Consider the following 18,991-nt stretch of genomic DNA (forward strand, 5'->3'; position numbering starts at 1 on the left):
TCCATGTTGAGGCCTGGAAGAAGGCCTGGTGGGCGGAAAAACCCAGAGGAAACCCCTGATCCGCCCCTTTCGCGGAGGGCATTGCAGGGGTGGCCGCGTTCTTACTCCACGCGCGTCACGCTTTGCGGCTTGAAGCCCAGGTCGGCCGACTTGCCCTTGCGGCCGCGCGTGCCACGGGCATTGTTGAGACTGCGGATCTCCAGCGTCTCGCTGCGCTCCTTGCCGCCGCGGCCCAGGCCATCGATGCGGATGCTGCGCGTGTAGGCGGCAGCGCCCGCCAGCGTGTCCTTGTCCTCCAGATCGAGCAGCATGAGACCGCGCCCGCCCTTGGCCATGTGCTTGAGGCTGGCGATCTCGAAGGTGAGGATGCGGCCACCCGTGGAGGCGCAGATCACATGCGTGGCCGGCAGCAGCAGGCCCGCGCCCTGCTCGCCTTCCTGCGGCTCCGCACGTGCGCCCATGGGCACGCCGTAGGCCGTGGAAGGGGCGCACAGCGTCTCGCCGTCGGCCAGCGTGACGAAGGCCTTGCCCGCCTTCTGGCGCGAGACCATGTCGCTCACCATGGCCACGAAGCCGTAGCCACCCGACCCCGACAGCAGCAGCGCCGTGCCCTCGGCACCGGCGAAGTAGTACAGGATCTGGGTGCCGGCCTCCAGCTCGATGAGCGTGGTCACGGGCTGGCCATCGCCGCGCCCGCCGGGCAACTGCGCCACCGGCACCGAATAGATGCGGCCGTTGCTGCCAAAGGCCAGCAACTGGTCCACGGTGCGGCACTCGAAGGTGCCGTGCAGGCTGTCGCCGGCCTTGAAGCTCAGCGTGCCCGCATCGACGCCATGGCCCTGGCGCGTGCGCACCCAGCCCTTGTCCGAGATGATGACCGTGGTGGGTTCATCGACCACCTTGACTTCGGCGACGACCTTCTTTTCCTCCTGGATCAGCGTGCGGCGCGCATCGGCGAACTGCTTGGCATCGGCCTCGATCTCCTTGCAGATCAGGCGGCGCATGGTGCTTTCGCTGCCCAGGATGTCTTCGAGCTTGCCTTGCTCCGTGCGCAGTTCCTTGAGTTCCTGCTCGATCTTGATGGCCTCCAGCCGCGCCAGCTGGCGCAGGCGGATTTCAAGAATGTCGTCGGCCTGGCGCTCGGACAGCGCAAAGGCATCGATCAGCGCCTGCCGGGGCTCGTCGCTGGCCCGGATGATGGCGATGACCTTGTCGATGTTCAGCAGCACGGCCTGGCGGCCTTCGAGGATGTGGATGCGGTCCAGCACCTTGGCCAGCCGGTGCTGGCTGCGCCGCGTGACCGTGGTCTGGCGGAAGGCGATCCATTCCTCGAGCATCAGGCGCAGGCTTTTCTGCACCGGGCGGCCATCGAGGCCGATCATGGTCAGGTTGATGGAGCTGGACGACTCCAGGCTGGTATGCGCCAGCAGCGCCGTGATCAGTTCCTGCTGCGGCACCTTGCCGGTCTTGGGCTCGAAGACCAGGCGCACGGGCGCATCCTTGCTGGACTCGTCGCGCACGCCGTCGAGCACGGCCAGCATGCTGGCCTTGAGCTGAGTCTGTTCCTGGCTCAAGGCCTTCTTGCCGGTCTTGACCTTGGGATTGGTGATGTCCTCGATCTCTTCGAGCACCTTCTGCGCCGAGACGCCGGGCGGCAGCTCGGTCACCACGATCTGCCACTGGCCGCGCGCCAGCTCCTCGATCTTCCAGCGCGCGCGCAGCTTGAGGCTGCCACGGCCCGTGCGATAGGCGTCCTGGATGTCGGAGGCGCTGCTGATGATTTGCCCGCCACCCGGATAGTCGGGGCCGGGGATGATCTGGAACAGTTCCTCGTCGCTGAGCTGGGGCCGCTTGATCAGGGCCACGCAGGCGTCGGCGACCTCGCGCAGGTTGTGGCTGGGGATTTCCGTGGCCAGGCCCACGGCAATGCCGCTGGCGCCATTGAGCAGGGCGAACGGCAGGCGCGCGGGCAGTTGCTGCGGCTCCTGCGTGCTGCCGTCGTAGTTGGGCACGAAGTCCACCGTGCCCATGTCGATCTCGTCGAGCAGCAGGCCCGTGATCTTGGACAGGCGCGCCTCGGTGTAGCGCATGGCGGCTGCGCCGTCGCCGTCGCGGCTGCCGAAGTTGCCCTGGCCATCGACCAGCGGATAGCGCTGGTTGAAGTCCTGCGCCATGCGCACCAGCGCGTCGTAGGCCGACTGGTCGCCGTGCGGGTGAAAGCGGCCCAGCACATCGCCGACCACGCGTGCGCTCTTGACGGGCTTGGCTGCCGTGTTGTGGTTGGGACCGCTGTAGCTCAGGCCCATGCGGTCCATGGCGTACAGAATGCGCCGCTGCACGGGCTTGAGGCCGTCGGTCACATCGGGCAGTGCCCGGCCCTTGACCACGGACAGTGCGTATTCGAGATAGGCCCGTTGCGCGTACTGGCCCAGGTCCAGTGCATCGCCGGCCGCCTGTTGTGCCAGATCCAGAGAGGTTTGGTCGCTCATGAAGAAATTCGTGATCTCAAAAAATGCAATGAATACCGCTCATTGCGGCGTGGGCAGTCCTGTGGGCAGCGTCATGCGCACCCGGGGCGTGGTGCCCGGCAACGCCGCTGCTGCAGGCGCTGCAGGGCCCGCGCGCTCGCGCCCGCCCTGCAGCTGCTCGTAGATGCCGAGCACGGCCTTCACGTAATTGCGGGTTTCCTGGAAGGGAGGGATGGCCTGGCCCGCGCGCCGCACGGCGCCCTCGCCTGCGTTGTAGGCGGCCAGCACCAGGTCCAGCCGGCCGGGGAACAGCCCCATCAGATGGTTGAGGTAGCGCGCGCCAGCCGGCACGTTGACGGCCGGATCGGCCAGTTGCTGCTGCACGCTGCGCTGGCGGCTGGCCTCCACGCCGAAGCGCTGGGCCGTGGCCGGCATCAGCTGCATCAGGCCGACCGCCCCCTTGGGCGAGATGGCCTGCGCGTCAAAGCCCGACTCGACGGCGATCACGGCCTTGAGCAGGTCGTAGTCCACGCCCGTGTGGTCCGCCGCCTTGCGCAGATGGCCGCGCACGCTCTTGTAGCGCGGCGAGATGTCGAAGAAGCTTTGCAGCCGCGTATGCGCCTGCAGCCTGCGGCCGGCATCGCCGCTGCCGTCAGCGTCGGCAGCGGCCTCGGCCTGCACCATCGGGGGCTTGAGCCCCTGCTCGGCGCTGTCGTAGACCGAGCCGCGAAAGTACAGCCTGTAGCGCTCGTCCAGCGCCTCGGCAGCGAAGTGCGTGATGCCGCGCTCGTCCACGAAGGCCCAGAGATCGGCATGCGCCGGCCGCGCCAGCCCCCACAGCGCCAGGGCCAGGCCCAGCGCCGCCAGCGCGCGCACCCCGGCGCCGCGCGCCGGGTGCGGGCGGTGCTTCAGGGCGGCGCGGAGCACAGTCATGGGTCAGATATCGACTTCAATGGCGTCGCCATGGAGCTCCATGAGCTCGCGGCGCGCTGCGGCCTCGCCCTTGCCCATGAGCTTGGTGACGACCTGCTCGGCCGCCGCGAAGTCCAGGTTCATGAACTGCACGGGCAGCAGGCGGCGCGTGTCGGGGTTGAGCGTGGTCTCCCACAGCTGCTCCGCATTCATCTCGCCCAGGCCCTTGAAGCGGCTGATCTGGCATTTCTCGCGCGGCACGCCGTCCTTGGCCGATTTGTCCAGGATGGCGGTCAGCTCGCCCTCGTCCAGCGCGTACATCTTGGCCGCAGGCTTCTTGCCGCGCGCAGGCACGTCCACACGGAACAGCGGCGGCAGCGCCACATGGATGTGGCCGGCCTCGATGAGCTTGGGGAAATGGCGGAAGAACAGCGTCAGCAGCAGCACCTGGATGTGCGAGCCGTCCACGTCGGCATCCGAAAGAATGCAGACCTTGCCGTAGCGCAGGCCCGACAGGTCGGGCGTGTCGTTGGGGCCATGCGGGTCCACGCCGATGGCCACCGAGATGTCATGGATTTCGTTGTTGGCGAACAGCCGGTCGCGGTCCACCTCCCAGGTGTTGAGCACCTTGCCGCGCAGGGGCAGCACGGCCTGGGTTTCCTTGTTGCGGCCCATCTTGGCGCTGCCGCCGGCCGAGTCGCCCTCGACCAGGAAGACCTCGTTCAGGCTCAGGTCGCGGCTTTCGCAATCGGTGAGCTTGCCCGGCAGCACGGCCACGCCCGAGCCCTTGCGCTTTTCGACCTTCTGGCCCGCCTTCTGGCGGGTCTGCGCGGCCTTGATGGCGATCTCGGCCAGCTTGCGGCCCCATTCCACGTGCTCGTTGAGCCACAGCTCCAGCGCGGGGCGCACATAGCCGCTGACCAGGCGCACGGCATCGCGCGAGTTCAGGCGCTCCTTGATCTGGCCCTGGAACTGCGGGTCCAGCACCTTGGCGTTGAGCACATAGCTGGCGCGCGCAAAGACGTCATCCGGCATGAGCTTGACGCCCTTGGGCAGCAGCGAGTGCATCTCGATGAAGGCCTTGACCGCCTGAAACAGGCCGTCGCGCAGGCCGCTGTCATGCGTGCCGCCGGCGGTGGTCGGGATCAGGTTGACATAGCTTTCGCGCAGCGGTGCGCCGTCCTCGGTGAAGGCCACGCACCAGGCGGCGCCCTCGCCTTCGGCAAAGCTGTCGTGGTGGCGGTCGGCAAAGCCCTCGCCCTCGAACAGGGGGATGACCGCCTCGCCATGCAGGCTTTGCTGCAGGTAGTCGCGCAGGCCGCCCTTGAACTGCCAGGTCTGGGTGTCGCGCGTCTTCTCGTTGACCAGGGTCACCGAGACGCCGGGCATGAGCACGGCCTTGCTGCGCAGCAGGTGCATCAGCTCGCCCATGGGCAACTGGGGCGATTCGAAATAGCGGGCATCGGGCCACACGCGCACGGTCGTGCCCTGCTTGCGTTCGCCCGCGGCCAGCGGCCGCGACTGCAGGGGCTCGACCACGTCGCCGCCCGAGAAGGCGATGGTGGCCACCTTGCCCTCGCGGTGGATGCAGGCCTCAAGGCGCGTGGCCAGTGCATTCGTGACCGAGACGCCCACGCCGTGCAGGCCGCCCGAGAAGCTGTAGGCGCCGCCCTTGCCCTTGTCGAACTTGCCGCCCGCATGCAGCCGCGTGAAGACCAGCTCCACCACGGGCGCCTTTTCCTCGGGATGCATGCCGAAGGGGATGCCCCGGCCGTCGTCTTCGACGCTGTAGGAGCCGTCGGAATGCAGGGTGAAGCGGATTTTCTTGCCGAAGCCGGCCAGTGCCTCGTCGGCCGCGTTGTCGATCACCTCCTGCAGCACGTGCAGGGGGTTGTCGGTGCGCGTGTACATGCCGGGACGCTGCTTGACGGGCTCAAGGCCCTTGAGCACGCGTATCGAGCCTTCGGAGTATTCGCTTGCGGAAGTGGGAGATGGTTTGACTGCCATGGGGGCGGATTGTAGTGCGCGGCCCGGCTCAGTGCTGGATGCATTCACAGTCATTGACAGTGACTATCCCGAAAAAGCCGCTGCCATCAAGGGCCGCGCTGGCGCATGGGCGACCCAAGCGGCACAGCGCAAAACCCGGAGTTTCGCTAAAGTTTGCCGCATGCAAAAAAACAACCAACCCATGTCCATGGTGCAGATACTGCTGTGCGGGGGCGCAGTCGTGACGCTGTCCATGGGAATCCGCCACGGCTTCGGCCTGTGGCTGCAGCCCATCACCCAGGAAATGGGCTGGACGCGCGAGTCCTTCGCGCTTGCCATCGCCATCCAGAACCTGTCCTGGGGCGTGCTCGGCATCTTCGGCGGCATGCTGGCCGACCGCTTCGGCGCCTTCCGCGTGCTCCTGGTGGGCGCGCTGCTGTATGCGCTGGGCCTGGCCGGCATGGCCATGGCGCCCACGACAACCTGGTTCGCCCTGACGGCCGGCGTGGTGATCGGCGCAGCCCAGGCAGGCACCACCTATGCCGTGATCTACGGTGTGCTGGGCCGCCAGATTCCCGTGGCGCGGCGCAGCTGGGCCATGGGCGTGACGGCGGCGGCGGGCTCCTTCGGCCAGTTCTTCATGGTGCCCGTGGAAGGCAGCCTGATCTCGAACTTCGGCTGGTCCAACGCCCTGCTGCTGCTGTCGCTGTGCGCGCTGATGATCATTCCGCTGGCCTTCGGCCTGCGCGAGCCGGGCTTCCAGGCCGGCAACACCCGTCCCGTGCGCGACCAGAGCGCGGGCCAGGCCGTCGCCGAAGCGCTGCGCACGCCCAGCTTCGTGCTGCTGACGGCCGGCTACTTCGTCTGCGGCTTCCAGGTGATGTTCATCGGCGTGCACATGCCCAGCTACCTCAAGGACTACGGCCTGGCACCGCAGGTGGCCAGCATCTCGCTGGCGCTGGTGGGGCTGTTCAACATCGTTGGCACCTACGTGGCCGGCAACCTGGGCCAGCGCCTGCCCAAGCGCTACCTGCTGTCCACCATCTACTTCACGCGCTCGGTGGTGATCGTGCTCTTCCTGCTGGCGCCGCTGACGCCCTGGTCGGTCTACATCTTCTCTGCCGCCATGGGCCTGCTGTGGCTGTCCACCGTGCCGCTGACCAATGCCACCGTGGCCCAGATCTTCGGCGTGCAGCATCTGTCCATGTTGAGCGGCATGGTGTTCTTCAGCCACCAGGTGGGCAGCTTCCTGGGCGTCTGGCTGGGCGGCTATCTCTATGACCAAACAGGCAGCTACCAGGTGGTCTGGTACCTGGCCATCGGCCTGGGCGTGGCCGCCGGCCTGCTGAACCTGCCCATACGCGAAGCCCCCGTGGCACGGTTGCGCGCGGCCCAGGCCGCTGCCTGACATGACGACATCCATGACCACATCCACCAGGCCCCGCCCACGCATCCTGCGCAGGCTGGCGCTGTGGGCCGTCGTGCTGCTGGTGCTGGGCCTGGTCTTCATGCTCTACCTGCAGCCGCAGTTCATGCTGGGCATGGCAGACCAGATCTGGGCCTGCTTCTGAAATGGAAGCGGGAGCGGCGAAGGCCTGCCGGCACAATGTCGGCCGCTTTCACTTTATTTCCAAAATTGCACATGCACGCAGCCACGCCGCCCTCGCCCTGGATCCAACGCTGGTCGCACCTTCTGGCGCCCCAGGCCTCGGTGCTTGACGTGGCCTGCGGGCCCGGCCGGCACATGCGTTGGTTCCATGCGCGTGGCCACGCCGTCACCGGCGTAGACCGCGACGCCCAGGCCCTGGCCGGCCTGCAGGGCGTGGGCGAGCTGCTGTGCGCCGACATCGAAAACGGCCCCTGGCCCCTGCCCGGCCGGCAGTTCGGCGCCGTGGTCGTGACCCACTATCTGTGGCGCCCGCTGTGGCCGGCGCTGCTGGACAGCGTGGCCCCCGGCGGCGTGCTGCTGTACGAAACCTTTGCCCAGGGCAACGAGGCTTTCGGCAAGCCTTCCCGCCCCGATTTCCTGCTGGCGCCCGGCGAGCTGCTGCAGGCCTGCGCGGGCTGGCACATCGTGGCCTACGAGCACGGCCAGCTGGGCGAGCCCGATCGCATGGTCCAGCGCATTGCGGCGCTGCGCCCCGATGCAACAGGCCGGGAACCCGTGGCCATGCTGGCGCATCAGAAGGCGTCAGGCTCTGCAATCGCCTGAATCCCTACAGGCGCCCGCCTTGGGCCTGCCTCCGACACTCGTTAGAATGATCCTTTCCCGTTTTTTCTTGCGGACATGACATCCTCCTCCGTCGCTCTCACTGGCAGCATCGTTGCCCTCATCACGCCCATGCACGAGGACGGTAGTGTTGACTACCCGGCGCTGCGAAAACTCATCGATTGGCATGTGGCCGAAGGCACGGACTGCATCGGCGTGGTGGGAACGACAGGTGAATCCCCCACCGTCAACGTGGAGGAGCACTGCGAAATCATCCGCGTGTCCGTCGAGCAGGCCGCAGGCCGCGTGCCCGTGATGGCCGGCTGCGGCGCCAACAGCACGCACGAAGCCATCGAGCTGGCCCGCTACGCCAAGAAGGTCGGCGCCGACAGCCAGCTGCAGGTCGTGCCCTACTACAACAAGCCCACGCAGGAAGGCCAGTACCAGCACTTCAAGGCGATTGCCGAAGCGGTGGGCGACCTGCCGGTGGTGCTCTACAACGTGCCCGGCCGCTCCGTGGCCGACATGCAGCACGACACCGTGCTGCGCCTGGCGCAGATCCCCGCCATCATCGGCATCAAGGAAGCCACGGGCAACATCGAGCGCGCCCAGTGGCTGATCCGTGAAGTGCCCAAGGACTTCGGCGTGTACTCCGGCGATGACCCGACCGCTGTGGCCCTGATGCTGTGCGGCGGCCACGGCAACATCAGCGTCACGGCCAACGTGGCACCGCGCTTGATGAGCGATCTGTGCAAGGCGGCCCTGGCCGGTGATGTGCGCACTGCCATGGACATCCAGCTGCGCCTGATGCCCGTGCACAAGAACCTCTTCGTCGAGGCCAACCCCATTCCCGTCAAGTGGGCCGCAGCGCGCCTGGGCCTGTGCGGCCCGGCCATGCGCCTGCCGATGACACCTCTGAGCAAGAACCTGGAAGCCACCGTGGAAGCCGCCCTGGGCTCCGCTGGCCTGCTGTGAGGCGCCCCGCCCCACCGACCGAACGCACCAAGGATATTCGCGTGAAACAGCCCATTGCACGTCTGAGCCTGCTGAGCCTGGCCATCGGCCTGACAGCCTGCACGACCACGTTCCAAGAGAGCAAGATCGACTACAAGAGCGCCGGCAAGCAGCAGGCGCCCACCCTGGAAGTCCCCCCGGACCTGACCCAGCTGTCCACGGATTCGCGCTATGCCGTGCCCGGCGGCGTGGTCTCCGCCGCAGCCATGGAAGCCAACTCCAAGGCGCAAAAGCCCAGCGAAGGCCGCACGGCCACCGTTGCAATGGGCGATGTGCGCATCGAGCGCAACGGCGAACAGCGCTGGCTGGTGATCAAGCGCCCGGCCGACCAGCTGTGGGAGCCCGTGCGTGACTTCTGGCTGGAAAACGGCTTCATCTTCACCACCGAAGACCGCCAGCTGGGCATCATCGAGACCGACTGGGCCGAGAACCGCGCCAAGATCCCGCAGGACGTGATCCGCAAGACGCTGGGCAAGGTCTTCGACGGCCTGTACTCCACCAGCGAGCGCGACCGCTTCCGCACACGCCTGGAGCGCTCGGCCGACGGCTCCACCGAGGTCTACATCACGCACCGCGGCATGCAGGAGGTCTACACCAGCGCCCAGAAGGACCAGACCATCTGGCAGCCGCGCCCCTCCGACCCGGAACTGGAAACCGAATTCCTGCGCCGCCTGATGGTCAAGCTCGGCGTGAGCCAGGAGCAGGCCGATGCCGTGGCCAAGGCCAACACCACCACGGCAGCCGCCACCGGCAGCGTGCGCATGGAATCCGCCAACGGACAGCCCGTGCTGCAGATCGACGAAGGCTTTGACCGCGCATGGCGCCGTGTCGGCGTGGCCCTGGACCGCACGGGCTTCACCGTGGAGGACCGTGACCGCAGCCGCGGCATCTACTTCGTGCGCTATGTCGCGCCTGACGCCAAGGTCGAGCCCAAGGGCTTCTTCAGCAAGCTGTTCAGCCGCTCGCCCGATGCGGCCGCGCCGGTCAAGTACCAGATCCAGGTGCGCAGCGAAGGCGACAAGTCCACCGTCACCGTGCTCAACACCCAGGGCCAGCCCGAGACATCGGCCAATGCCCAGCGCATCGTGCGCGTCATCACCGACGACATGAAGTAAGCAAGCCTCTTTTCGGACCTTGGGGCGGCAGCGTCCGCCCTTGGCTTGCAGCCACCGCGCATTCATTTGCCGGTGGCTTTTTTACGGACCAAAGCAAAGACGAAAAAAAAACCGCAGCCCGAAGGATGCGGTTCTTTCGCGGCAGAGGCCGAAACCTCTGCCATCGGCGAGGGCCGAATTACTGCTTGGTGGCTTCCTTGGCGGCAGCGTCGGCAGCAGCCTTGGCGGCGTCTGCAGCGGCAGCGTCAGCAGCGGGAGCAGGTGCTGCAGCGTCGGCGGCAGGCGCTGCGGGAGCAGCAGCGTCGGCGGCGGGAGCAGCAGGAGCTTCTGCGGGAGCGGGAGCTGCCGGTGCGGGAGCTTCAACGGCGGGTGCGGGAGCGGGGGCCGGAGCCTCTTCCTTCTTGCCGCAAGCGGCCAGAGCTGCAGCAGCGATCACGGTAGCCAGGATCAGAGAGTTCTTCATCACAGTTTCCTAGAGAGTAGGTAAGAAGACAGTACACAGGAGGGGCCCCGCCACTTGCGCCACCGGATGCGGGCAACCGGTACGCGGCGGCCAGGCCACGTCAAACACATTCATTCGACTTGGAGCGAATTATAGGGAGATTTTTTCGAGGCTGACTGAAACTGACAACCTCTGAACAATTCCGCACAAATCCTCTTGCCAAGTCCGAATAGGGCAGCACGAAGCTGCCTTGGCGTCCACTGTGTAACAAAACCAGGTTGCTGTCAATTTACTGACGAACCCAAGACAATTCTTTACAAATCTATCGGAGTCCGTCATGAATCAGCAGAACGCTGTCAACGGTGAATGCCCGAACTTAGCATGACTGCGTCACAGCGTCTACCCGGTTCAGGACAGCGGCCCGCCTCGCACCCAGCCGGCGTCAAACCAGGAGGACAGCAGCTCCAGCGCGTCATCGCTGGCCTTGGCCAGATCGGCGCGTGACAGGGCACGCGTATCGGCCAGCTTGCGCATCAGGGTGGCATCGCGGCCACCGGCCAGATAGCTTTCGCCGTTGATGAAGATGTGTTTTGCGTCATACATCATGCGCGTGCGGCGGTCGAGGACCACGCTCTCGAACATGCCGTGTTCCTCGCCATGCTCGAACCAGACATTGGCCTTGGGCTCGGTCATGTACTCGCCCAGAGCGCGCTCCAGCGCCAGCGGCTCGGCCAGCGCGCGCTCCAGCGCCTTGCGCGCGAAGTCGTGCAGGCTCGACGGAATCTCGCCCGGGGCCTCGACGGCGGGCTGGTCGGGGTCGCGGTAGACCATGGGCGCTTCGGGTTCATCGGGCTCGTCGGACATGCGCAGCAGCAGCTCGCGGGCCAGTTCGTCGCGCGCGGGCGAGCGAAAGCCGATGGAGTAGGTCATGCACTCGCCCTCGGCGATGCCGTCATGGGCCCACTTGGGCGGCAGGTAGAGCATGTCGCCGGGCTCGAGCACGAACTCCTCCTCGGGCTCGAAATTCGAGAGCACCTTCAGCGGCACATCGGGCTGCAGCGACAGGTCCTTCTGGCGGCCGATGCGCCAGCGCCGGCGGCCATGCGCCTGCAGCAGGAAAACGTCGTAGCTGTCGAAATGCGGGCCGACGCCGCCCTGGTCGGTGGCAAAGCTGATCATCAGATCGTCCAGCCGCGCCTCGGGCACGAAGCGGAACTGCTGCATCAGCTGGTGCACGCCGTCGTCGTGCAGGTCCACGCCCTGCACGAGCACGGTCCATCCGGGCTTTTGCAGCGAGGGCAGGCTGCGGCGCGACAGCGGGCCGTGGCTGAGCTTCCAGTGGCCACCGTCCTGCTGCTGGATCAGGCGCGACTCCACACCGTCCTCGCCTGCCATGGCCAGCAGCCTGGCGCGGGGAATCAGGGGCTTGAAGCCCGGGATTGCCTGGCGCACCAGCAAGGGCTTCTTGTGCCAGTGGCGGCGCATGAATTGGGAAGCGGTAAGCCCGCCCAGCAGGGCAAGCGGTGTGTTGGTGTCCATGAAATGGTCCGAAGTGAGCGAAGAGACAGGGCGGCATTGTCCTATGCGGGCATTGCCCTGTCCTGGCGCCAGCGCAAGCTGCCCCGCAATGGCTTCGTGGCAGTCAGCCGGCCGGCTTGCGCATGGCCCTGAAATCCGAGGGCGACAGGCCCGTATAGATCTTGAAAGCGCGGCTGAAATGCGCGGTGCTGCCAAAGCCGCAATCCATGGCGACCTCGGTGATGGTGCGCTGCGCCTGGGCGGGCTGCAGCAACTCGCGCATGCACAGCTCCAGGCGGCTGTGCTGTATGAAGGCGCCCAGGCTGGTCTGACTGTCCGCAAAGGCGTTGTGCAGATGGCGCTTGCTGCAGTTGAGCGCGGCGGCCACGGACTCCACCGACAGGCCCGGGTCGCGCAGATGGGCCGCCACATGGGCGCGGATGCGGTCCTGCAGCGCCATCTGCTGCGTGCCTGCCGTGCCCTGCCCGGCCAGTTCCTGCAGCGACAGATGGACCATGTCCACCAGCAGCTCGCCCGCGCGGCGCGCCAGATGCGGCGCCATGCCGGGCAGCTCCTGGTACGTGCTGCGCATGGTTTCCAGCGCGATGCGGGCAATGCCCGAGCTGCCGCCCACATTGCGCCCCATCAGCCCTTCCAGCCGGATGCCCCGTTCCACGATGGCCTGGCGCGGCAGCATCACGATGAGGTGTTCGGACCATTCGGGGTTGGTGACCTCGTACTCCTGCGCCGTGTCATAGATCACCCAGCTGCCCTTGCGCACGCTGGCCTCGCGGTTGTGCTGGCGCACGCTGGCCACGCCCTCCCAGGGCGCGACGATCTTCAGATAGGGGGACTCATGGGCGCGCAGGCCCTGCATGCTGCGCATGACGCGGTGGCGGCCCGCCTCCAGCCGGGTCAGCACCACATCGCCGGCATTGGCCACGCGCACATGGCCTTCGAACAGGCGATCGCCATAGACATCGGTATCCAGGCCAGCAAACAGGCGCGACATCCAGGCGTGCCAGGCCGACGCCGTCTCGCCGGGCGGCAGTCCGTCGGTGCTCAACACCATGGCATCGGTCATGTGCGGTCTCTCCTGCTCGCCGCACGGGTGAAGGATCTGTGTGCGGCCATGGACGTGATTATGGGAAAGTGCAGGCCCGTCGCGCCCCATGGCTTTCCCCTCGGACAGCCAGGACAAGGGTAAACCCCGGAGCCTGTGCACGATCCGTCATGCGCTTAGTGCGCGCAGCGGGCTGCCTGCGCCATCGCCTGCTCCTACGATGACCGGCACGCCCGGCAGCGCCAACGCCCAGGCCACAACCGCATACCAAGGAGACAGTCATGATCGAACAAACCATGCTCATCGCAGGCCAGGCCGCACAGGCCGGCAATGGCGCCACCTTCGAGCGCCGCAATCCGCTGGACGGATCGGTGGCCACGCGCGCCCCGGCCGCCACGCCCGAAGATGCCGTGCGCGCCGTCGAGGCCGCGCAAAAGGCCTTCCCCGCCTGGGCCGCACTGGGCCCGACCGAACGCCGCCAGATGCTGATGAAGGCATCGCAGGCGCTGGAGGCCAAGACCGAGGCGTTTGCCGCCGCCATGGCCGCCGAGACGGGCGCCTCGGGCATCTGGGCCGGCTTCAACGTGCACCTGGCTGCCAACATGTTCCTGGAGGCCGCATCGCTGACCACCCAGATCAACGGCCAGATCATTCCCTCTGACGTGCCCGGCAGCCTGGCCATGGCCGTGCGCCAGCCCGCCGGCGTGGTGCTGGGCATTGCGCCCTGGAATGCACCCGTCATCCTGGCCGTGCGCGCCATTGCCACGCCGCTGGCCTGCGGCAACACCGTGGTGCTCAAGGGCTCGGAACTGTGCCCCGCCACGCACGGCCTGATCATCGAGGCCCTGCAGGAAGGCGGCCTGCCGCCCGGCGTGGTCAACTTCGTGACCAATGCGCCCGAAGATGCGGGCGCCGTGGTCGAAGCCATGGTGGCCCACCCGGCCGTGCGCCGCGTGAACTTCACCGGCTCCACGCGCGTGGGCCGCATCCTCGGCCAGACCTGCGCCAAGTACCTCAAGCCCGCCATCCTGGAGCTGGGCGGCAAGGCGCCCTTCGTGGTGCTGGACGATGCCGACATCGACGCCGCCGTGGCCGGCTGCACTTTCGGTGCCTTCGCCAACTCGGGCCAGATCTGCATGTCCACCGAACGCATCATCGTGGACGAGTCCGTGGCCGGCGATTTCCTGGACAAGCTCGTGGCCCGCGCCACCTCGCTGCCGCTGGGCGATCCGCGCAAGGGCCCCGTGGTGCTGGGCTCGGTGGTGGATATGGCCACGGTGGAGCGCGCCAACCGCCTGATTGACGACGCGCTGGCCAAGGGTGCCAGGCTGCTGTGCGGCGGCAAGGCCACCAACACCCTGATGGCGGCCACGCTGATCGACGGCGTCACGCCCGAGATGGACATCTTCCGCGAGGAAACCTTCGCCCCCGTCAAGGCCATCGTGCGCGTGCGCGGCGAGGAGCAGGCCATCGCCATGGCCAATGACAACGAATTCGGCCTGTCCTCGTCCGTCTACACCCGCGACACCGCGCGCGGCTGGCGCGTGGCCGCGCGCATCGAGGCCGGCATCTGCCACGTCAACGGCCCCACCGTGCATGACGAGGCCCAGATGCCCTTTGGCGGCGTGAAAAACTCGGGCTACGGCCACTTCGGCGGCCAGGCAGGCATCGATGCCTTCACCGAGACGCGCTGGATCACCATGCAGACCACCCCCCGCCACTATCCGTTCTGATCGGCAGGACTCGCCGCCCGGCCTGCGCAGCAGCCGGGCAGCCGTGGGAAAATCGCGCCAACGCGGCCGCCGGCACGCCTTCGTCAAACACGGGCGCGCGCGGCGGTCTTTCTTTTTCCCCACCGCGGCATGGGCCGCACAAGCTGCACACCATGGAAATCACAGAACAATGCGTGGTCGCTCTGACCTGGACCCTCAAGGACACCCTGGGCGAGGAACTGGACGTGCTCGATGAGCCCGTGGAGTTCCTGGTCGGCGGCGACGATCTGCTCAAGCGCATCGAGGAAGCCCTGCAGGGCCACGGCCAGGGCAAGACCCTGGACCTGCACCTGGAGCCCGAGGAAGCCTTTGGCGACTACAACGAAAGCCTGATCTTCCTGGAGCCGCGCGCCCTGTTCCCGGCCGAGCTGGAGGAAGGCATGAGCTTCGAGGCCAGCGCCCTGCCCAAGGGCTGCAGCGCCGTGCAGCCCGACCTGCTCTACACCGTCACGGAAATCTATCCCGAGCATGTGGTGCTGGACGGCAACCACCCGCTGGCCGGCATTGCGCTGCGCCTGCACCTGAAGGTCGAAGGCGTGCGCGAGGCCACCGAGGAGGAAATCGGCCGCGGCTCGGCCGGCACCGGATTCTTCCGCATCCAGCCCATGGCACCGGGCAACGACACGCTGCACTGAAATTGCCGCGCTGAAATGCAAAAGGGCTCCCTGCGGGGAGCCCTTTTGCATGGAGCGAGCCTGGTACTCAGCGAATCAGCTGGTTGTTGTCCACGCGCACGCTCTCGCCTATGCGCAGCTGCGGATTGTTCTGGTAGTCGAACACGCGCGTGCTGCCGTCGTTCAACTGCACGGTGACGCGGTAGACATCGCGCAGGTCGCCAGGGCCGGTGTTCTTCTCGATGGCATTGCCCGCCATGGCACCGCCCACCACGCCCGCAATGGTGGCGATGTCGCGCCCACTGCCCTTGCCCACCTGGCGGCCCAGCACCCCGCCGACCACGCCGCCCACCACGGCCCCGGCGCCTATGCCCGAGCCGCCAATGCCGCTGGGCTGCTGGATCTGCACCAGTTGCACATTGGTCACGCGCCCCTGCTGCGCATAGCCGCCACCGCCCGGGTAGGCCGTGCCGGGCTGGCCGCCGTTGGGATAGCCACCGCTGGGGTAGCCGCTGGTCGGATAGCCGCCAGCCGGATAGCCACCGGCAGGGTAGCCGCCACCCGGGTATCCGCCCTGCTGGGGGTAGCCCGCGCAGGCGCTGAGCATCAGCGCGGCAATGCAGCCGGCGCCCATGGCGCTCAAGCGATGAATGGAAGGCATGAGAATCTCCTGTGTACTGTCCGTGGATCGATCAAGGGCAGCCACCGTACCGGTCGGCGGCTGCATACCGCTTCAACGTCCCAGGCAGCATGCCTGCCGACCGGACAGAACACTTGCTGACAAAAATCAGCCTGCCCACCCGGCCTCAATTGCGTGCGCGGATGCTGAGCACGTTGCCGTTGTTGCCATCGACGTAGAGCTTCACAGGGCGGCCATCGCCGGTCTGGCCCTTGACCTGATAGAGGCCGTCCTCCCACTCGATCTCGCGCAGGTCGCGGTAGCCCAGGACTTCCATGCGTTCGAAGATTTCGCGGATGCTCAGCCCCGGCCCCTGGAAGGCGCCGCGCACGGAGGCCACCGTGGTGGCCACGGCCTCGCCGGCCTGTACGGTCACGGACGGCCCGCCCGTGGCGGCTGCCTGGGCCTGCACCTGGGCGACCAGCCCGGCAGTGGCGATCAGAACAATGCCCAGGCCCGTCAGGCCATGGCGTGCAGCGCGGGAAATCAGTTGTCGGATGGAAGGCATGAGGTTCTCCTTGGCATGTGAAGGTCGGCGACTGGGCCGGCGATTGGGTCGGCGATTGGGCTGGCGATGCATTTGAAAAGACCGCATCTGCCGGCTGCTGCGCCTTCGTTTCCGGTGGATTGCGACGGCGTGCAGCCATTGTTCGATGCAGGCCATGAACGCAAGCTGAAGCAGCCGTTCATCCGAGGTTCATCCACGCTGGGCTATAAAGTTTTCCATGCCCACTCCATCCTTCTCCATTCCTCGCAGGTCCTGGATGCTGCTGGCCGCACTGCTGCTGATGGCGGCGGCCCTGGCCTCCTGGACCACGCCCTCGGATGCCGGCGACAGCGACCATGAACTCGCTCGCCAGGCCCTGCAGCAAGGCCGCGTGCTGCCGCTGCGCACCGTGCTCGACCAGGTCGAGCGCGACTACCAGGGCCAGGTCATCAAGGTCGAGTTCGAGCATGACGACGGCCGCTTCATCTACGAGATCCGGCTGCTGCAATCGGGTGGCCGCGTGGCCAAGCTCAAGATCGATGCACGCGATGGCAAGGTGCTGAGCTTCAAGCGCAAGGACTAGACGCAGATGCGAATCCTCGTGGTGGAAGACGAGCCCACGCTCTGCGGGCAACTGGTACAGGCCTTGCAGCAGGCAGGCCATACGGTGGAGACGGCCGCGGACGGCGCAACGGCCCAGTACCTGGGCGAGGTCGAGGAATTCGACGCCGCCGTGCTGGACCTGGGCCTGCCCGTGCGCGACGGGCTCACCGTGCTGCGCGCCTGGCGTGCGCAGGGCAGGGTCATGCCGGTGATGATCCTCACGGCGCGCGGCGCCTGGCATGAGAAGGTGGCCGGCATGGATGCCGGCGCCGACGACTATCTGGCCAAGCCCTTCCACATGGAAGAGCTGATGGCCCGCCTGCGCGCCCTGCTGCGCCGGCTCAGCCCGCACGCCAGCGCCCAGTGGCAATGCGGCCCCATCGTGCTGGACTCGCGCCATGCCCGCGTGAGCGTCGCCGGCCAGCCGCTGACGCTCACCAGCCATGAATTCAAGGTGCTGGCCCTGCTGATGCAGCGCGTGGGGCAGGTGATCTCGCGCACCGAACTGTCCGAGCATATCTACCCGCAGGACAGCGACCGCGACTCCAACACCATCGAGGTCTTCGTCGGCCGCCTGCGCAAGAAGCTGCCGGCCGGCAGCATAGAGACCGTGCGCGGCCTGGGCTACCGGCTGGTGGAAGGCGCGCCCGCTGCATGAACGCGCCACAGGAAAGACAGGTATCCCGGCTCGGTGATTCGCTGCGCCTGCGCCTGCTGGCCGGCACGCTGGCCTGGGTGCTGGCGGCCGTGCTGCTGGCCGGCTGGGGGCTGCGCGGCCTGTTCCGCGACCACATCGCGCAGCAGTTGCAGGCGCAGTTGGTGCTGCAGCTCGACCAGCTCAGCGCAGCCGTCAACAGCCTGCCCGGAGGGCGCATCGAAGTCGGGCTGGCCGTGGGCGATCCGCGCCTGGCGCAGCCGCTGTCGGGCCTGTACTGGCAGATCGACCAGGTGAGCGATGGCGCGGGTCCGCCCGAGAAGGCCGGCTTGCTGCGCTCTCGTTCGCTGTGGGACCAGACGCTGGACTGGCACCAGTTCCGCGCCGATGCCGGCCGCCCGGATGAGCACCACGAGGACACGGCGCTGAACACCGGCATGCTGCCCGATGGCCAGGGCCACCAGCTCGTGGCCGTGGCACGCCCCCTGCAATTGCCCGAAGCCGACGCGCCGCCGCTGCGCCTGATCGTTGCGGCCGACAGCGCCCTGCTGGCCGAACCCATGCAGCGCTTCACCACCATGCTGATCGCCGCACTGGGCACGCTGGCGGCCGGGCTGGTGCTGGCCGTGGTGCTGCAGCTGCGCCTGGCGCTGCGGCCGCTGCAGCTGCTGCGCAAGGGCCTGTCCGACGTGCGCAAGGGGGCAACGCCGCGCCTCGAAGGCCGGTTTCCGCAGGAACTGCGCCCCCTGGTGCAGGAATTCAACCATGTGCTGGATGTGAACGCCGACATGGTGCAGCGCGCGCGCACGCAGGCCGGCAACCTGGCCCATGCGGTGAACACGCCGCTGTCCATCCTCGGCAATGCCGCCGCGCAGGAAGGCGGGGCGCTGGCCGAACTGGTCCGCGAGCAGGTCGCCAGCGCCAGCCGCCAGGTGGACCACCATCTGGCACGCGCCCGCGCTGCGGCCCGCCAGGCCACAGGCCTGCGCACGCCGCTGGAGCCGCCGCTGGCCTCGCTGGTGCGCACCATGGAGCGGCTGCACGCCGGCCGCGGCATCCGCTTTGCGCTGAAGGGCGATGCGCAGCCTTGGGACTTTCTGGGCGATGGCCAGGACCTGATGGAAATCCTGGGCAACCTGCTGGACAACGCCGGCAAGTGGGCGGCCCAGGCCGTGAGCCTGGAAGTCCAGGGCCTGGAGCCCGATCAGGCCGGCGGCCCCTTGCTGCTGACGGTGGACGATGACGGCCCCGGCATCGAAGACGCCGACCTTGGCCGCATCTTCGAGCGCGGCGAGCGCCTGGACGAACGCAGGCCCGGCGCAGGCCTGGGCCTGGATATCGTGCGTGACCTGGTGCAGACCTATGGCGGCAGCATCGCAGCCAGCCGCTCGCCGCTGGGCGGCCTGCGCATGCAGCTGCGCCTGCCGGGGGCAAAAAGACAGGCGTGACGGCCG

At 67.5% G+C, this 18,991-nt stretch carries 18 protein-coding genes; 10 read left to right on the plus strand and 8 right to left on the minus strand.

Going from position 1 to position 18,991, the window contains the following annotated elements:
- Positions 1 to 101 precede the first annotated feature (101 nt).
- The 3 genes from parC to BW39_RS01040 are packed head-to-tail and all read right to left on the minus strand — an operon-like array spanning position 102 to position 5,387.
- Positions 102 to 2,489 (minus strand): DNA topoisomerase IV subunit A, encoded by a 2,388-nt coding sequence (gene parC / locus BW39_RS01030; protein WP_034396406.1) that lies wholly within the window; start codon positions 2,487 to 2,489, stop codon positions 102 to 104.
- A gap of 39 nt (positions 2,490 to 2,528) precedes the next feature.
- Positions 2,529 to 3,401, minus strand: coding sequence for a lytic transglycosylase domain-containing protein (locus tag BW39_RS01035; protein WP_043819169.1), 873 nt, complete (start codon positions 3,399 to 3,401; stop codon positions 2,529 to 2,531).
- Positions 3,402 to 3,404: 3 nt separating this feature from the next.
- Complete coding sequence (locus BW39_RS01040; protein ID WP_012206884.1) at positions 3,405 to 5,387, minus strand: DNA topoisomerase IV subunit B; 1,983 nt, start codon at positions 5,385 to 5,387, stop codon at positions 3,405 to 3,407.
- 160 nt (positions 5,388 to 5,547) lie between these two features.
- On the opposite strand from BW39_RS01040, the gene BW39_RS01045 reads away from it, so the two are divergent.
- From BW39_RS01045 to bamC, 5 genes are all read left to right on the plus strand, one after another.
- Positions 5,548 to 6,774 (plus strand): MFS transporter, encoded by a 1,227-nt coding sequence (locus BW39_RS01045; protein ID WP_043819171.1) that lies wholly within the window; start codon positions 5,548 to 5,550, stop codon positions 6,772 to 6,774.
- Positions 6,775 to 6,787: 13 nt separating this feature from the next.
- Positions 6,788 to 6,937: a hypothetical protein gene (locus tag BW39_RS31595; protein ID WP_200871492.1), complete on the plus strand. Its 150-nt coding sequence runs from the start codon at positions 6,788 to 6,790 to the stop codon at positions 6,935 to 6,937.
- Positions 6,938 to 7,008: 71 nt separating this feature from the next.
- A complete protein-coding gene (locus tag BW39_RS01050; protein ID WP_034396418.1) occupies positions 7,009 to 7,578 on the plus strand; it encodes a class I SAM-dependent methyltransferase in 570 nt (189 codons plus the stop codon).
- Positions 7,579 to 7,653: 75 nt separating this feature from the next.
- Positions 7,654 to 8,550: a 4-hydroxy-tetrahydrodipicolinate synthase gene (dapA, locus tag BW39_RS01055; RefSeq protein WP_012206888.1), complete on the plus strand. Its 897-nt coding sequence runs from the start codon at positions 7,654 to 7,656 to the stop codon at positions 8,548 to 8,550.
- Between the two features lie 41 nt (positions 8,551 to 8,591).
- Entirely contained in the window at positions 8,592 to 9,704 is a 1,113-nt protein-coding gene (gene bamC / locus BW39_RS01060; RefSeq protein ID WP_034396421.1) for an outer membrane protein assembly factor BamC, read from the plus strand.
- 178 nt (positions 9,705 to 9,882) lie between these two features.
- On the opposite strand, the gene BW39_RS29950 is transcribed toward bamC, so the two are convergent.
- The 3 genes from BW39_RS29950 to BW39_RS01075 all read right to left on the minus strand — a co-directional run bounded on the left by BW39_RS29950 (position 9,883) and on the right by BW39_RS01075 (position 12,748).
- Complete coding sequence (locus BW39_RS29950; RefSeq protein ID WP_012206890.1) at positions 9,883 to 10,167, minus strand: hypothetical protein; 285 nt, start codon at positions 10,165 to 10,167, stop codon at positions 9,883 to 9,885.
- A gap of 387 nt (positions 10,168 to 10,554) precedes the next feature.
- Positions 10,555 to 11,685 carry a cupin domain-containing protein gene (locus tag BW39_RS01070; protein ID WP_013801115.1) on the minus strand — a complete coding sequence of 377 codons (1,131 nt, stop codon included), beginning with the start codon at positions 11,683 to 11,685 and terminating at the stop codon, positions 10,555 to 10,557.
- A 103-nt stretch (positions 11,686 to 11,788) separates the two neighbouring features.
- Positions 11,789 to 12,748 (minus strand): helix-turn-helix domain-containing protein, encoded by a 960-nt coding sequence (locus BW39_RS01075; protein ID WP_043819174.1) that lies wholly within the window; start codon positions 12,746 to 12,748, stop codon positions 11,789 to 11,791.
- A gap of 260 nt (positions 12,749 to 13,008) precedes the next feature.
- Here BW39_RS01075 and BW39_RS01080 point away from each other — a divergent pair, with 260 nt between their 5' ends.
- Positions 13,009 to 14,460 (plus strand): aldehyde dehydrogenase, encoded by a 1,452-nt coding sequence (locus BW39_RS01080; protein ID WP_043819175.1) that lies wholly within the window; start codon positions 13,009 to 13,011, stop codon positions 14,458 to 14,460.
- A gap of 152 nt (positions 14,461 to 14,612) precedes the next feature.
- Positions 14,613 to 15,134 (plus strand): FKBP-type peptidyl-prolyl cis-trans isomerase, encoded by a 522-nt coding sequence (locus tag BW39_RS01085; RefSeq protein WP_012206894.1) that lies wholly within the window; start codon positions 14,613 to 14,615, stop codon positions 15,132 to 15,134.
- 67 nt (positions 15,135 to 15,201) lie between these two features.
- On the opposite strand, the gene BW39_RS01090 is transcribed toward BW39_RS01085, so the two are convergent.
- Entirely contained in the window at positions 15,202 to 15,774 is a 573-nt protein-coding gene (locus BW39_RS01090; RefSeq protein ID WP_043819177.1) for a glycine zipper 2TM domain-containing protein, read from the minus strand.
- 145 nt (positions 15,775 to 15,919) lie between these two features.
- Positions 15,920 to 16,300, minus strand: coding sequence for a PepSY domain-containing protein (locus tag BW39_RS01095; protein ID WP_013801111.1), 381 nt, complete (start codon positions 16,298 to 16,300; stop codon positions 15,920 to 15,922).
- A 256-nt stretch (positions 16,301 to 16,556) separates the two neighbouring features.
- Here BW39_RS01095 and BW39_RS01100 point away from each other — a divergent pair, with 256 nt between their 5' ends.
- The 3 genes from BW39_RS01100 to BW39_RS01110 are packed head-to-tail and all read left to right on the plus strand — an operon-like array spanning position 16,557 to position 18,985.
- A complete protein-coding gene (locus tag BW39_RS01100; RefSeq protein ID WP_012206897.1) occupies positions 16,557 to 16,862 on the plus strand; it encodes a PepSY domain-containing protein in 306 nt (101 codons plus the stop codon).
- A gap of 6 nt (positions 16,863 to 16,868) precedes the next feature.
- Positions 16,869 to 17,540, plus strand: coding sequence for a response regulator transcription factor (locus tag BW39_RS01105; protein ID WP_012206898.1), 672 nt, complete (start codon positions 16,869 to 16,871; stop codon positions 17,538 to 17,540).
- Positions 17,537 to 18,985 (plus strand): sensor histidine kinase, encoded by a 1,449-nt coding sequence (locus BW39_RS01110; protein ID WP_043819178.1) that lies wholly within the window; start codon positions 17,537 to 17,539, stop codon positions 18,983 to 18,985. Before BW39_RS01105 ends, BW39_RS01110 begins: the two co-directional genes overlap by 4 nt.
- Positions 18,986 to 18,991 lie beyond the last annotated feature (6 nt).

The sequence above is a fragment of the Delftia sp. RIT313 genome (assembly GCF_000632165.1).
GTDB classification, from domain to species: Bacteria; Pseudomonadota; Gammaproteobacteria; order Burkholderiales; family Burkholderiaceae_C; genus Comamonas; species Comamonas acidovorans.

Bases quoted from the DNA above. Each gene is read 5' to 3' on its own strand.
- BW39_RS01085 (WP_012206894.1), top strand. From the start codon at position 14,613: ATGGAAATCACAGAACAATGCGTGGTCGCTCTGACCTGGACCCTCAAG.
- BW39_RS01110 (WP_043819178.1), top strand. From the start codon at position 17,537: ATGAACGCGCCACAGGAAAGACAGGTATCCCGGCTCGGTGATTCGCTG.
- BW39_RS01070 (WP_013801115.1), bottom strand. From the start codon at position 11,685: ATGGACACCAACACACCGCTTGCCCTGCTGGGCGGGCTTACCGCTTCC.
- BW39_RS01035 (WP_043819169.1), bottom strand. From the start codon at position 3,401: ATGACTGTGCTCCGCGCCGCCCTGAAGCACCGCCCGCACCCGGCGCGC.
- BW39_RS29950 (WP_012206890.1), bottom strand. From the start codon at position 10,167: ATGAAGAACTCTCTGATCCTGGCTACCGTGATCGCTGCTGCAGCTCTG.
- parC (WP_034396406.1), bottom strand. From the start codon at position 2,489: ATGAGCGACCAAACCTCTCTGGATCTGGCACAACAGGCGGCCGGCGAT.
- BW39_RS01105 (WP_012206898.1), top strand. From the start codon at position 16,869: ATGCGAATCCTCGTGGTGGAAGACGAGCCCACGCTCTGCGGGCAACTG.
- BW39_RS01095 (WP_013801111.1), bottom strand. From the start codon at position 16,300: ATGCCTTCCATCCGACAACTGATTTCCCGCGCTGCACGCCATGGCCTG.
- BW39_RS01080 (WP_043819175.1), top strand. From the start codon at position 13,009: ATGATCGAACAAACCATGCTCATCGCAGGCCAGGCCGCACAGGCCGGC.
- BW39_RS01050 (WP_034396418.1), top strand. From the start codon at position 7,009: ATGCACGCAGCCACGCCGCCCTCGCCCTGGATCCAACGCTGGTCGCAC.
- BW39_RS01045 (WP_043819171.1), top strand. From the start codon at position 5,548: ATGCAAAAAAACAACCAACCCATGTCCATGGTGCAGATACTGCTGTGC.
- BW39_RS01075 (WP_043819174.1), bottom strand. From the start codon at position 12,748: ATGACCGATGCCATGGTGTTGAGCACCGACGGACTGCCGCCCGGCGAG.
- BW39_RS01040 (WP_012206884.1), bottom strand. From the start codon at position 5,387: ATGGCAGTCAAACCATCTCCCACTTCCGCAAGCGAATACTCCGAAGGC.
- BW39_RS01100 (WP_012206897.1), top strand. From the start codon at position 16,557: ATGCTGCTGGCCGCACTGCTGCTGATGGCGGCGGCCCTGGCCTCCTGG.
- dapA (WP_012206888.1), top strand. From the start codon at position 7,654: ATGACATCCTCCTCCGTCGCTCTCACTGGCAGCATCGTTGCCCTCATC.
- BW39_RS01090 (WP_043819177.1), bottom strand. From the start codon at position 15,774: ATGCCTTCCATTCATCGCTTGAGCGCCATGGGCGCCGGCTGCATTGCC.
- BW39_RS31595 (WP_200871492.1), top strand. From the start codon at position 6,788: ATGACCACATCCACCAGGCCCCGCCCACGCATCCTGCGCAGGCTGGCG.